The organism is Rhizobium sp. BK251, from assembly GCF_004345245.1.
Taxonomy (GTDB): Bacteria; Pseudomonadota; Alphaproteobacteria; order Rhizobiales; family Rhizobiaceae; genus Rhizobium.
In genome coordinates this window covers 75,584-89,382 of the sequence record NZ_SLUQ01000001.1, presented here as the reverse complement: position 1 = coordinate 89,382, position 13,799 = coordinate 75,584, and the positions used below count along the sequence as shown (strand labels likewise).

Annotated in this window: 9 protein-coding genes; 3 read left to right on the top strand and 6 right to left on the bottom strand. The window is 63.8% G+C overall.

Annotated elements, in window-relative coordinates; genetic code table 11:
- Window positions 1-10 precede the first annotated feature (10 nt).
- Window positions 11-1,213, top strand: coding sequence for an MFS transporter (locus EV286_RS00450; protein ID WP_132955032.1), 1,203 nt, complete (start codon window positions 11-13; stop codon window positions 1,211-1,213).
- A gap of 69 nt (window positions 1,214-1,282) precedes the next feature.
- Here the strand turns inward: EV286_RS00450 and EV286_RS00445 are convergent, their stop codons facing one another.
- The 3 genes from EV286_RS00445 to EV286_RS00435 form a co-directional block, all read right to left on the bottom strand.
- Window positions 1,283-1,753, bottom strand: a complete 471-nt coding sequence (locus tag EV286_RS00445; RefSeq protein WP_132955031.1) for an SRPBCC family protein — start codon at window positions 1,751-1,753, stop codon at window positions 1,283-1,285.
- On the bottom strand, window positions 1,750-2,097 hold the full coding sequence (locus tag EV286_RS00440; RefSeq protein ID WP_132955030.1) for a metalloregulator ArsR/SmtB family transcription factor: 348 nt from the start codon (window positions 2,095-2,097) through the stop codon (window positions 1,750-1,752). Before EV286_RS00440 ends, EV286_RS00445 begins: the two co-directional genes overlap by 4 nt.
- A gap of 123 nt (window positions 2,098-2,220) precedes the next feature.
- Entirely contained in the window at window positions 2,221-3,066 is an 846-nt protein-coding gene (locus EV286_RS00435; RefSeq protein ID WP_132955029.1) for an SDR family oxidoreductase, read from the bottom strand.
- Between the two features lie 92 nt (window positions 3,067-3,158).
- Between EV286_RS00435 and EV286_RS00430 the strand changes: the two genes are divergently transcribed.
- Window positions 3,159-4,085: an AraC family transcriptional regulator gene (locus EV286_RS00430; RefSeq protein WP_132955028.1), complete on the top strand. Its 927-nt coding sequence runs from the start codon at window positions 3,159-3,161 to the stop codon at window positions 4,083-4,085.
- Between the two features lie 78 nt (window positions 4,086-4,163).
- On the opposite strand, the gene EV286_RS00425 is transcribed toward EV286_RS00430, so the two are convergent.
- The 3 genes from EV286_RS00425 to EV286_RS00415 form a co-directional block, all read right to left on the bottom strand.
- Window positions 4,164-6,377, bottom strand: a complete 2,214-nt coding sequence (locus EV286_RS00425) for a 3-hydroxyacyl-CoA dehydrogenase NAD-binding domain-containing protein (protein ID WP_132955027.1) — start codon at window positions 6,375-6,377, stop codon at window positions 4,164-4,166.
- A 13-nt stretch (window positions 6,378-6,390) separates the two neighbouring features.
- Window positions 6,391-7,599: an acetyl-CoA C-acetyltransferase gene (locus tag EV286_RS00420; protein ID WP_132955026.1), complete on the bottom strand. Its 1,209-nt coding sequence runs from the start codon at window positions 7,597-7,599 to the stop codon at window positions 6,391-6,393.
- Between the two features lie 115 nt (window positions 7,600-7,714).
- Window positions 7,715-9,508 carry an acyl-CoA dehydrogenase C-terminal domain-containing protein gene (locus EV286_RS00415; protein WP_132955025.1) on the bottom strand — a complete coding sequence of 598 codons (1,794 nt, stop codon included), beginning with the start codon at window positions 9,506-9,508 and terminating at the stop codon, window positions 7,715-7,717.
- Between the two features lie 495 nt (window positions 9,509-10,003).
- Between EV286_RS00415 and EV286_RS00410 the strand changes: the two genes are divergently transcribed.
- A complete protein-coding gene (locus EV286_RS00410; protein ID WP_132955024.1) occupies window positions 10,004-13,732 on the top strand; it encodes a peptidoglycan-binding protein in 3,729 nt (1,242 codons plus the stop codon).
- Window positions 13,733-13,799 lie beyond the last annotated feature (67 nt).

The window sequence follows — 13,799 nt, the reverse complement described above, 5'->3', positions numbered from 1 at the left end:
GTCTGCCACCATGAAATCCATAACGAATCCACCACCGCGAGCGGGTGGACCTGCGGCACTGGCCTTTCACGCAGCGACGCTCGGCACCTTCTTTGCAGCTTCCTCCGCCCCTACGCCCCTCTATCGGCTCTACCAGCAGGCCTTCGCCTTTTCGCCGGTCCTCATCACCATCATCTTCAGCGCCTACGCTTTCAGCCTGCTTCTGGCCCTCCTGATCGCGGGATCAATTTCCGACCATCTCGGACGCCGGCCGGTCATTTTCGTCTCGCTGATCGGGCAACTGGCGGCGATGGCGCTCTTCATCGCGGCCGACGGGCCGAATTGGCTGATTGCGGCGCGGATCGTGCAGGGGCTTGCAACCGGCATCGCCGGTGCCTCGATGGGTGCCGCGCTCGTCGATCTGGACCAGGCACGTGGCCCCGTGATCAACAGCATCGCGCCTCTCAGCGGCATGGCGATCGGAGCACTCGGCACCAGCGCACTCGTGCAATATGCACCGGCGCCCACTCAACTCGTCTATGCCATCGTTTTCGTGGTGGCCATCGTTCAGGCGCTCATCATCTGGAAGACGCCGGAAACGACGAAGCCTCGGCCCGGGCTCCTCAATTCGCTCCGGCCGGAAGTCGCCGTGCCGTCGCAGGCGAGGCGCAGCCTGCTCTCGATCACGCCGATCAATATCGGCGGATGGGCGCTCGCCGGCTTCTACCTTTCCCTCGTTCCCTCGCTCGTCAGCACCATCACCGGGAGCAAGGCACCACTGACAGGCGGCTCGGTCGTTGCGGCGCTCACGATCAGCGGTGCAGCAACCGTCTACCTGTTGCGCAAGAGGAGCGGGGCCGGCGCGCTTTCGTTCGGTGCCCCGATGCTGATCGCCGGCATCGCCCTCGTCATCATCGCCGTGCATGTGGCCTCCGTGCCGCTGCTCGTTGCCGGCACGCTTGTGGCAGGCTCGGGGCTCGGTGCCAACTTCCTCGGCAGCCTGCGCAGCATCATGCCGCTCGCACGGCCGGAGGAGCGCGCCGGCCTGCTATCCGCCTTCTACATCCAGAGCTACCTCGCATTCAGCCTGCCGGCCATCGGCGCGGGCTTCCTGGTCGGCGCCGTCGGCTTCACCTATACCGCCGACATATACGCAGCGATTGTCGCCCTTCTCATCGGAGCCGGACTGCTCGCGCTCCGCGCCGGACTGAGAACTGTCGAAGGCGCCGCCTGAGGCTCATCGCAACATCGCCAACGCCCGGCCATACTGCCGGGCGTTGGCGTAACGCACAATGCGCCTCCCCTATCCCTCGACGAGCTTTGCAAGCTGGGCCGCGACCGTGCCCCATCCATCATAAAAGCCCATCTCCGCATGCATGTTGCGGGTGGCATTGTCCTTGTGCATCACATGCGCGCTGTAATCTGTGCCCTCCGGATGGTCGGTGAAGGTGATCACGGCGGTGATGAAGGGATCCGGCGCAGGCCGCCAGCCGCCGAGCAAGGCATTGGTGAAGACGATGCGGCTGCTGTCGTCGACCGCCAGGAAACAGCCGCTGAGATGGGGCTGGAAGGCGCCGCCATCTTCGCTCATTTCGGTCTCGAAGGCGCCGCCGGGCTGCAGATCCATTACCGCAACACGGCAGCGTGCCGGTTCGGGAATCCACCACTTCTCGAAGCTCGCCGGGACGGTCCAGGCGTTCCAGACGGCAGATCGCGGCGCCTTGATGATGCGCGAGATGGTGAGATCGAGTTCCGGGTTGACCTGTCCTATCATTGCTCTTCCTCCTCCTTTGACTGGCCGTTCGTGACGAACGCCTCGAGCCGGTCGGTACGGGCCTCCCAAATCGCGCGCTGGGCGGAAAGCCAGCCTTCAACCAGGGCGAAGCGTTTTTTCTCCAGCGTGCAGGTGCGCACGCGGCCCTGCTTCCTCGTCTCGATGAGACCGGTCTCCTCCAGCACGTGGATATGCTTCATGAAGGAAGGCAAGGCCATCTCGAAGGGCCGTGCGAGATCGGTAATGCTGGCCGGGCCCCGGCCGAGCCGCCCGATGACGGCACGGCGGGTGGGATCCGCAAGTGCGAGGAAAACGCTGTTGAGCTGCTCGGAATACTTATCCATAAAGCTAAGTATCACGCCGAAACACTTAGCGCAAGGGCTAAGTTTTTCATGACGAGAAACGTGCCGCGCGGTCGGCACTTGTGTCTCTCCGCGTCGATGCCCTACCCGCGCCTGGTCGTGACGTCATTCGGCCATTTCGCGCCAGGTCGCCTGCCCGGTAAGGCGGCTCATCTCGGCGCGATATTCATCCTCCGATGTCGACCAGCGCAGCCGGGCGTATTCTTCGACATCGGGTCCCACAATATAGCGCAGGCGGTTCGAGGGATCGGTTGCCGCGCGGTAGACCGTTTCGACCACCGCCTGCTCTTCGGTCGAAGGAAAGGGATAGTCGAGCATCGACTGCAGCGCGTGATTAAAATAGTCCTTGTAGCTCTCCGGTACGGGCGCCTGCTGCGACAATGCCATGCCGCTTGCGGTGAAATTGGTGGTGCGGATTGCGCCCGACTCCACGATTTTCATGCGAATCTTCTGGGACTCCAGCTCATAGGACAGGGATTCCGAAAGTCCTTCAACGGCCTGCTTGGAGGCGACATACAGGGAAAGCAGTGGCATGGCCGCGATACCGACGCCCGAGGTGACATTGACGATCGTTCCTCCCCCCTGCTTCCTCAGCCGCGGCACCGCCTCGCGAACGACATTCATCACGCCGAAGACGTTGGTCTCGAAGATCTGTCGGACGGCACTCTCGGGCGTCGCTTCGAAAATCGAGACCATGGTGATGCCTGCATTGTTGACGACCGCATGAAGATCGCCGAAGCGCCTTGTGGCCGCGTCAAAGGCTGCTTCAACGCTGGCAGGATCGGACACATCGAGCGCCTGGACAAGGATGCGATCGGGATGTTCGCTTGCAAGGTCCGGCTGTGGCCTTCGCATTGTCGCGACAACATTCCAGCCCCGGGAGGCAAAGAACCTCGCGGCGGATTTGCCTAGTCCGGAAGAGCATCCGGTGATGAGGACGGTTTTCGTCATGTCTTGTCTCCGTTTCGTGATGGAGAATGACTAGGCTGCCCGGCACAGTTGATCTATAATGATTTGTCTCCATTTTGTTACGGATCGTCTCAATGGACGCCTTGACCGACATCATTCAACTGCTTCGACCCCAGACCGTCCTGCTTGGCAGGATGGCGGCCTCCGGGCGCTGGGGAATCCGCGTGCCGCCTCAACCGGGCCCGGTCTTCTACTTCGTGACAGAGGGAAGCTGTCTGTTTCAGGGGTGCGAGGGCACCCTGCTCGACCTGCGGGAGGGGGACTTCGTGCTTTCGGCCAGGCCGACGGCCGACGCTTTCCTCAGCGAGCCGACCGCGGAGACGGTGCTTTCCGACGAAGCCTTCAAGGCCATCCATTCCGTGGATGGCGAGGTGCGGATCGGTGGTCCGGGCGACAGGCCTACAACCAGAATCGTGGGTGGGCTGATCGTCTGCGATCCTGCAAACGCCGAACTGCTCGTCGAGTTGCTCCCCCGCTACATCCACCTGCGCGCTTCCGACGATGCGGCCACCAGACTGCGTTCGCTCGTTCACATCATCCGCGAGGAAGCCGGTGAAGCGCGCCCCGGACGCAATGCGGTGCTCTCCCGCCTTATCGAGGTGATGCTCATTGAGACGCTGCGCCGCGAGACGGAGTCGTCCTTGCCGCATCGCGGCGTATTGGGCGGCCTAGGCGACTCCAAGCTGGCCAAGGCACTTGCGAACATGCATGCCGATGTCGCCCGTGGATGGACCGTCGAAGAACTTGCCCGGCACGCCGGAATGTCGCGTGCCGTCTTCGCGCGGCGGTTTTCCCAGGCAGTGGGGTCCGCACCGGTCGAGTATCTGCTTGGCTGGCGGATGGCGCTCGCGAAGGATGCGCTGCGGCACGGGCGCGGCACATTGGAGGAGATCGCGTTCAAGATCGGCTACAAGTCTGCCAGCGCGTTCAGCACCGCCTTCAGCCACAGGGTGGGCTGCCCGCCCAGCGAATACGCCGCAACCATGCGCGCACGGGAGTGAGCGAACCGCCCAGCCCCTCACGCCCGACGAAATTTGGCCGCGCCGGCGCAAGGCAACCTGCCAGCGGTCAGGAGCGGTTTACGCCGCCTCCTTCGCGCCGGCGTAGGGATCGAACCGTCCGTAGAAGGTCTCGCCCTTGGCGGCCATATCCTTCAGAAGCGCTGTCGGCTTGAAGTGCATTCCGTAAGTCTTTGCCAACGTATTGCAGAGGTCCACGAACTTGCCCGCTCCCATGCCGTCGATGTAGGAGAGCACGCCGCCGGTATAGGGCGCGAAGCCGAAGCCGAGGATAGAACCGACATCGGCCTCACGCGGATCGGTGACGATGCCTTCCTCCACGGTGCGGGCGGCCTCCAGCGCGATGGTGGCAAGGAAGCGCTGCTTCAGCACATTCACATCGACCTCCTCTGCAGGCTTCTGCGGATAGAAAGTCTTCAATTCCGGCCAAAGCGTCTTCTTGGCCGGTTTCGGCGGATAATCATAGAAGCCCTTGGAATTCTTGCGTCCGAAGCGACCTTCCTTTTCCACCATCCGGGAGATCAGCTTCATGTGGCGCGGGTCGACGGCCTTCTCGCCCAGATCGGCGACGGTAGCCTTGAGGATCTTGAGCGACAGATCGAGAGCGACCTCGTCGTTCAGCGCAAGCGGCCCGACCGGCATGCCGGCCATCTTGGCAGCGTTCTCGATCATGGCCGGCGGCACGCCCTCGATCAGCATGTCGTAGGCTTCCGACATATAGCGCAGCACGCAGCGATTGACAAAGAAGCCGCGGGTGTCGTTGACGACGATCGGCGTCTTCTTGATGGCCGCGACATAGTCGAGCGCAACGGCGAGCGCCCTGTCGCCGGTCTTCTTGCCGAGGATGACTTCGGTCAGCATCATCTTCTCGACGGGGGAGAAGAAGTGGATGCCGATGAAATCGGCCGGGCGCTTCGAATTCTTCGCAAGGCCGGTGATCGGCAGGGTCGAGGTGTTGGAGGCGAAGATCGCCCCTTCCGGCAACACCTTCTCCACCGCCTCGATGACGGCCTTCTTGACGTCGCGATCCTCGAAGACGGCTTCGATGACGAGGTCGGCATCCGCAAGATCGGCGTAATCGGCAGAGGGAGTGATGCGGGCGAGCAGGTCTTCACCCTCCTGCTGCGTAAATCGACCCTTACCGATTGAATCCTTGACCAGCCCCTCACCGGTCGCCTTGCCCTTCGCCGCGGTTTCGAGATCTCGGTCGATCAGGGTGACGGGGATGCCGGCGGCCGCGGTGACATAGGCGATCGAGGCACCCATGAAGCCGGCGCCGACGACGCCCACCTTCTTGAGTTCTGTCTTCGGCACGCCAGCCGGGCGCCGGGCGCCCTTGCCGAGCTCCTGCATGGAGATGAAGAGCGAGCGGATCATGGCGAAGGCTTCGCGGGTCTGCAGGACCTCCGTGAAGTAACGCTGCTCGACCTTGAGCGCCGTGTCGAAGGGCAGTTGCAGGCCCTCGTAGACGCATTTCAGAATGGCAAGAGCCGCGGGATAATTGCCGGCCGTCTCGCGGCGCAGGATGGCGGGGGCAGCGGGCCAGAGCTGCGCTGCTGCCGGCGTCCAGATGCCGCCGCCGGGCGCCTTGAAGCCCTTCTCGTCCCAGGGGGCGATCGGCTTCAACCCATCCTTGACCATCTGCTTTGCGGCGGGCACCAACTGATCCGGCTCGACGACCTGATGGACGAGGTTCATCGCCTTGGCGCGCGACGCCGTCAGGCTCTGGCCGGTCGTCATCATCTGCAGGGCGGACTGGGCATCGGTAAGCCGCGAGATACGTTGCGTGCCGCCGGCACCCGGAAAGATGCCGACCTTGATCTCCGGCAACGCGATCTTTACCGACTTGGCATTGGAGGCAACGCGGCCGTGGCAGGCAAGCGACAGCTCGAACGCACCGCCCATGCAGGTACCGTTGATGGCCGAGACCCAGGGCTTGCCGCAGGTTTCGATCTTGCGGAAGAGACCGGTCATCCCGCCGACGAGATCGAAGAGCTTTTGAGCCGCCGAAAGCGGGTCTTTCGCCTTTTCCGCCTGGTATAGGCCGAACATCGACTTGATCATCGAAAGATCGGCGCCGCCGGAGAAGGAGGACTTGCCGGAGGTGAAGACGACACCCTTGACGGCGGCATCGGCGACCGTCGCGTCAACGATGGCGTCGAGCTCGGCCAGCACTTCCTCGGTGAAGACGTTCATCGACTTGCCGGGCATGTCCCAGGTGACCAGCGCGATGCCGTCCGCGTCTGTCTCGACGGTGAAGTTCTTGTAGGTCATCGTCTTTCCTCCCTCAGACGCGTTCAATGATGGTGGCCGTGCCCATACCGGCGCCGATGCAGAGCGTAACGAGCGCCGTGTTCAGGTCGCGCCGCTCCAGTTCGTCCAGCACTGTGCCGAGGATCATCGCGCCGGTGGCGCCGAGCGGGTGGCCCATGGCAATCGCGCCGCCATTGACGTTGATCCTGTCATGGTCGATGTCGAAGGCCTGCATGTAGCGCAGGACGACCGCGGCGAAGGCCTCGTTGAGCTCGAAGAGGTCGATGTCGGACAAGCTCATGCCGGTGCGCTTCAGGAGCTTCTCGGTGACGTCGACCGGACCGGTGAGCATGAGCGCCGGATCGGAGCCGATATTGGCGAAGGCCTTGATGCGAGCGCGCGGCTTCAGGCCCATCGCCTTGCCGCCGGCCTTCGAGCCGATGAGGACGGCAGCAGCGCCATCGACGATGCCGGAGGAATTGCCGGCGTGATGGACATAGTTGACGCGCTCGATTTCCGGATGGGCTTGGATGGCGACGGCCTCGAAGCCGCCCATCTCGCCCGGCATCTGGAAGGAGGGATTGAGGGCCGCCAGCGCCTGCATGTCGGTGCCGGGGCGCATGTGCTCGTCATGGGCAAGTATCGTCAGCCCGTTCTGGTCCTTGACCGGGATGACGGAATTCTTGAACCAGCCTTTTTCCCAGGCATTGGCTGCACGTTTCTGGCTTTCAACGGCATAGGCATCGACATCGTCGCGCGAGAAACCGTACTTGGTGGCGATGAGATCAGCGGAGACGCCCTGCGGCATGAAATAGGCCGGGAAATTGACCGAAGGATCCATGAACCAGGCGCCACCGGACATGCCGAGGCCGACGCGCGACATGCTTTCGATGCCGCCGGCGATGATGATGTCATCGGCTCCTTGCGCGATCTTGGCGGCGCCGAAATTCACGGCATCGAGACCTGAGGCGCAGAAACGGGAGATCTGCATGCCCGGCGCCTTCGTGGAGTAACCGGCCTCGAAGGCAGCGGCCTTGGGGATGACGGCGCCGGCATCCATGACCGGATCGACGCAGCCCATGATGATGTCGTCGACCGTTTCGGTATCGAGCCCGTTGCGGTCCCGGATCGCCTCCAGCGTTTTCGCCGCAAGGCGCACGGAGGGCACCTCGTGCAGGGCGCCGTCCTTCTTGCCGCGGCCGCGGGGCGTGCGGACGTGATCGTAAATGAAAACCTTGGTCATTGTCTCATCTCCCTGCGGCAACAGAATTGCCATAATTTTCTATCGCCGGAGGCCGGCCCTTCGCTCAAGCTTGGGGCGCTCGGATCGCTTCACCAGTCGCCAAGCGCTTCTCACCTCAGAACGCCTCGGCGGCGAGTTCCATCATCGTATCGGCACCGGTCTCGATGCGGGCGCGGCGCAGCACCGTCTCGGGCATGATGCGCTCCATGAAAAACCGCGCTGTGACAAGCTTGTTCTTTAGATAGTCCTCGCGGGCATCACCGGCGGCAAGACGGTCTTCCGCCGCCTTGGCCATCTTCGCCCACATGTAACCCAGAACGACAAGGCCGAAGAGGTGCATGTAGTCCGTCGAGCCTGCACCGGCATTGTCTGGCTTTGCCATGGCATTCTGCATGAACCACATGGTCGCCGCCTGCACGTCGTTCAAGCCCTTCTTCAGATGCTTGGTGAAGAAGGTGAGCTTCTCGTCGTCGCGGTTCTCCTCGCAGAAATCGCCGATTTCCTTGAACAGCGCCATGACGGAGCGACCGCCGTTCAGCGCCAGCTTGCGCCCGACGAGATCGAGCGCCTGAATACCGTTGGTACCCTCGTAGATCATGGCGATGCGCGCATCGCGCACATACTGGCTCATGCCGTGCTCTTCGATGTAGCCGTGGCCACCGAAGACCTGCTGGGCCATGACGGCGTGATCGAAGCCCCGGTCTGTCATCACGCCCTTGAGGATCGGAGTGACGAGGCCGAGGATATCGTCGGCGGTCTGCCGCTCCTTCTCGTCGACGGAACGATTGGCGATGTCCGATTTCAGCGCTGTCCAGAGCAGGAAGGCACGACCGGCCTCGTTGAAAGACCGGATGGTCATCAACACGCGGCGAATATCGGGATGAACGATGATCGGATCGGCCTTCCGGTCCGGCGCCTTGGCGCCCGACAGCGATCGGCCCTGGATGCGGTCGCGGGCATAGGCCGCCGCGTTCTGATAGGCGATCTCGGAAACGGCGATGCCCTGCAGGCCGACCATCAGGCGGGCCTCGTTCATCATGACGAACATAGCATTCAGGCCGCGGTTCTCCGCGCCGATCAGGTAGCCCGTCGCCCCGTCGTAGTTCATGACGCAGGTCGCGTTGCCATGGATGCCCATCTTGTGCTCGATGGCGCCGCAAGACACCGCGTTGCGCTCGCCGACGCTGCCATCGGCATTGACGAGGAACTTCGGCACGATGAAGAGCGAGAGGCCCTTGGTGCCTTCGGGTGCGCCCTCGATGCGAGCCAGCACCAGATGGACGATATTGTCCGTCAGGTCGTGCTCGCCGGCGGAAATGAAGATCTTCTGGCCGGAAATCCTGTAGCTGCCGTCGCTCTGCGGCACTGCCTTTGTGCGCAAGAGCCCGAGATCGGTGCCGCAATGCGGCTCGGTGAGGTTCATGGTGCCGGACCATGCACCCTCGACCATCTTCGGCACGTAAGTCCGCTTCTGCTCCTCGGAGCCATGGACAAGGATCGCCGCAATCGCGCCCTCGGTCAGGCCGGGATACATCATCAGCGACATGTTGGCAGCGGAAGTGTATTCGCCGACGGCAGCATGCAGCGTGTAGGGAAGGCCCTGCCCGCCGAACTCCACGGGAACTGCCAACCCTATCCAACCGGCCTCGCGATAGGCATCATAGGCCTGCTTGAAACCCTTCGGCGTCGTGACCGAGGCATCGTCGTGGCGGGTGCAGCCTTCCTGGTCGCCGGAATAATTCAACGGGAAGAGGACTTCCTCGGCCATCTTCCCGGCCTCGCCGAGGATCGCCTCGATCATATCAGGCGTGGCATCGGCAAAACCCGGCAGATTGTTATAGCGCTCCAGACCCAGCACATCATTGAGCACGAAGAGCGTATCGTTCACCGGGGCCTTGTAGACTGGCATGCTTCGAATTCCTCCAATCCGACGAGCCGGACCGCTCCGGCATGACGACAGTCTTACAAAATATTGACGTTTGCGTAAACGTAAAAAAAGCGCGTCGGAATCACTCCTGCGTGCGTGTCGCGTACTGCCTCCCGACGAACCCAAAGGAGTGATTTCCAGGCGTCCAGGCGATAGCGCAGACAGAATATCCTATCCTCGCGCCAAGCAATCGACGGGGACAACAGCGATTTTGCCTCACTTAACGGCAAGACAAGGCGAAGAGTTAAAAATTTCTCATCTGGATTAACGGGTTATTTACCACGTTTCGTGAATTGTGCGGGGTGAGCGGTGGCAATCCGTGCATCCTTCGTTCCTGCTTTCAGGGAATGCCGCCGAGCCGTCAGGTTCAGGAAAGTCTAATAAATTATTCCTGCGGAGACGGCCTCGGCAACAGGCTGGCCGCCGCAAGCGAATGAAGAAGCCGACGGGCTTTGTCCTATTGAAGCGAGCAAGAAGATGAACGGATCGCGGTCAAATATCCCTGGCACAGGCGACAGACTGTCGCTCGATGCGCTGAGCCGCACCATCGAGGGCCTCGAAGCGCGAATCGAAGGCCTGATGGGGTCCACCGCCGCACGGGATTTCCGTCAGGCGTCACCGGGCCGCGACTTCGCACAGGATCGCATGCCACGGCCCGAGCGGGAGCTCCGCCCGCGCCCCCTTCCCGAACGCCCTGTCCGACCCGAAACGACAATGCCATCCGACCCGCTCGCCGAGATTCGCCAGCGCCAGCGCGCGCTCGAGGCGAGCCGTGAGCGCGGCTACGCTCGCATGGAGGAGCCCCAGGCAGCCGACCGGCAGCCGCCGGCAGCCCGCGCCGCTAGTATGGCGCCCCGCGAGACGCCCCGGCAGCAGAGCGCGTATCGCGCCGCGCCAGACGTGATGACGGAAATCGCACAGGCGCTCGTCGGCCTTCGCCAGGACCTGAAACAGGACATCTCCGAAGGTGTCGCACGCGAGATGGACGCCCTGCGCGCCGAGTTTCGCAGCATCCGGACGAGCGCGCGCGACCAGGATCTTGCCCGCGAGGTCCGCCACGACCTCGGCCGGCTTGCCGAAAGCATCGAGGGTCTTGCCGGACACCCAAGCCAATCCGAAGCAGCCGAACTCAAGGCGGAATTCGATGAGCTGCGCTCGCTGCTCGACGGGCTGGCGCGCGAGGATTCACTGCGCAGCATGGAGCAACGCTGGGACGGTTTCGAAGACCGCCTGCAGGGCATGGAAACCGGCGGCGTGCAGGAAGAGCTCGTTGCCCTCGCCTATCGGCTCGATGACATCAAGCGCCAGCTCGGCGGCATGAGCGAAAGCCCCGCCGTGCGCGTGCTCGAGGACAAGCTGATTTCCATTGCCTCGGCGATGGAGCAGTTCGGCAACCTGATGCAGCCCCACGGGCGCGCCATGTCCGAGCAGTTTAGCGCAATCGACATGCGCCTCGACGAGATCAGCCGAGCGATCGCTGCCGCGGGCCGATCCGCGGCCAGCGGAGACACGAGCCTGCACGGCCGGCTGGAGCGACGCCTGGATGCCCTCGCCGGCCAGATCGAAATGATCGGCCAGGAATCGCGCGGCCGCGGTGATCCCGCGCAGGTATTGGGGGCACGGATCGAGGCGCTGACACTGCGCATCGAGGAACTGGCGAATGCAGAAGCGGCGACGCGGCTAGACCAGCGCATAGACGAGCTGGCGCACATGATGCAGCGCTCGCAGAAGGCGGCACACCAGCCGGAGCTGACGAGCACGCTTGCCGATATTTCCCGCAAGATCGACGCGCTGGAGAACGGCTCGGTCAACGACGTACTGGCGGAAAGGCTCGACTATCTGGCCCGGCGCATCGACGAGATGGAACTCTCGCCGCCGGCAGCGGCGCCGGCAATCGACGAAGGTGTATTCCGTCGCCTGGAGAGCAGGCTGGGCGATGTCGCCAGCCTGCTGGAGGAAAGCATTGCCGCCCCCGCCTCCGACACCGGGGCACTCCGGAACCTCGAAGCACAGATCGCCAACCTCTCGGCCCTGATGATGGAGCCGCGGGACGAAGGCGTGCCGGCGGACATCGACCGACGCGTCAACGCGCTCGAAGACTACATGGCAACCAACGATGAATACATCATCGAGGCCGCCCGCCAGGCCGCAGAGGCCGTCGTCCAGGCCTATGCGCGCGGCGGCACCCCGAGCGCCGGCTATTCGGCAGACATCCCCGCGCTTGCCGCCCTTGCCGAAGACCTGCGTCATCTCGAGGACCTGAGCCGCAGCACCGAGGAGCGCACGCACAACACCTTCCAGGCGCTGCACGAGACGCTGGTGCACATCGCCGATCGGCTGGACACGATGGAAAGCGGCGCCGGCCGCGCGGCAGTGCATCCGACGGCGAAGGCGGACTTCAACGAGGCAAGCCTCGAATATGCCGATCTCGCCATGGGCGACACGGCGTTCGGCCAGAGAGAGCCGGCAAGGGCGACGCCGGTGATCCGGACATCCGCACCGGTTGAGGAGCAGCCTGACGTTCAGGCGGTCGTCGACGCTCCGCCGCCAGCATCGAAGAAAGCCAAGAGCAGCCTCATCGCCGGTCTCGGCCGCCGCTTCCGCCCGGGCCGCAAACATCAGGCGGCGCCGACCGACCGCCCAGTGATCGACCCGGCGCCCTCGATCGACCCCGTTGACGTCGTGCCCCCGGAGGCCGCAAACGAACCTCTCGAGCCGGGCTCCGGCGCGCCGGACGTCAAAAAGATCCTGGAACGCGTCCGCGCTAGCCAGAATGCCGCCCGCTCCGGCGCGGCGAGGCCGGCGCTCGACAGCGATCGCGCCGACTACATCGCGGCCGCCCGCCGCGCCGCGCAGGCGGCAGCACTTGAAGTAGACCAGAGCGACAAGGCAACCCCGGCGCGGCAGGACAAGACCAAGCCGACTGGCAGTGCCTTTGCGCGTCATCGCCGCCCGATCCTGCTTGCGGTGGGCGCCGTCCTGCTCGCAATCATGAGCTTCCCGCTGATCAACACGCTGACGCACGGCCAGAAGGCACCGGCGCCGGCGCAGATCGCAACCCTTACCTCCGCCGTGGAGCTGCCGCCGCTGGGCGGCGACAACGGACTACCGCCCGTCGCGAAGAAAAATGTCTCGACCGCCGTTGCAAGCATGGCCGCTCCGATCGACGTCAGCGAACTCACGCCGCCGCCGGCGCCCGACATCGGGAGGGCATCACCGCCCGAACGGCTGACGGAGGCGCAGCCGATCGGCGACGGCGCGCCGGCAGTGCTTGCTCCTTCCGCGCCAAGCGTGGCGCAGAACCCCTCTACCTTCGTTGCGAAAAATGCACCCGCCCAGACGGCGCCGGCGATCGTCGTCCCCGCGGCGATAGAGCCCACCACCCTTGCCGACGCAGCACGCGGTGGCGACCCCGTCGCGTTCTTCGAGATCGCAACGCGCTTCAGCGAGGGGCGCGGCGTGGCCGCCGACGCAAAGCAGGCCGCAAGCTGGTACCAGCTCGCCGCAGACAAGGGCTTTGCACCGGCGCAATACCGGATGGGCAGCATCTATGAAAAGGGCAACGGCGCAGAACGCGACACGGCCAAGGCGAAGCACTATTACGAGCTTGCCGCCAACCAGGGCAATGCCAGCGCCATGCACAATCTCGCCGTTCTCTACGCCTCGGGCACAGGCGGCGCCGCCGATTTCGCAACCGCGGCGAACTGGTTTACCAAGGCCGCCAATCTCGGCGTGGTGGACAGCCAGTTCAATCTTGCGATCCTCTATGCACGCGGTAACGGCGTGACGTCGGACCTCGGAGAATCCTACAAGTGGTTTGCGGTCGCTGCCCGCGGGGGCGATCAGGACGCGGCACAGAAGCGCGACGAGGTGGCGAAGGCGATGAAGCCGCAGCAGCTGGACGAAGCCCGCTCTAAGGCCGATCTCTGGAAGCCGCAGCCGCTCGATAGCAGGGCGAACTCGGTCGACATCCCCGACGACTGGAGCGGCAAGGGCCCGAAGACCGCCACGATCGACATGAAGAAGGCGATCCGCAACATCCAGGCGATCCTCAACAACAACGGCTTCGACGCCGGCACGCCCGATGGCGAAATGGGCGAAAAGACGGTGACCGCGATCAAGAACTTCCAGAAATCGATCGGACAGGAGCCGACCGGAAAGGTATCCGACGCGCTGGTGAAGGAGTTGCTCGCCCGCAACAAGTGACGCATTTCGCGCACATCGGCCGCGAGGAACGCCCCTTGCGGCCCAGCGGCCGCATTTTTTCGCGCCG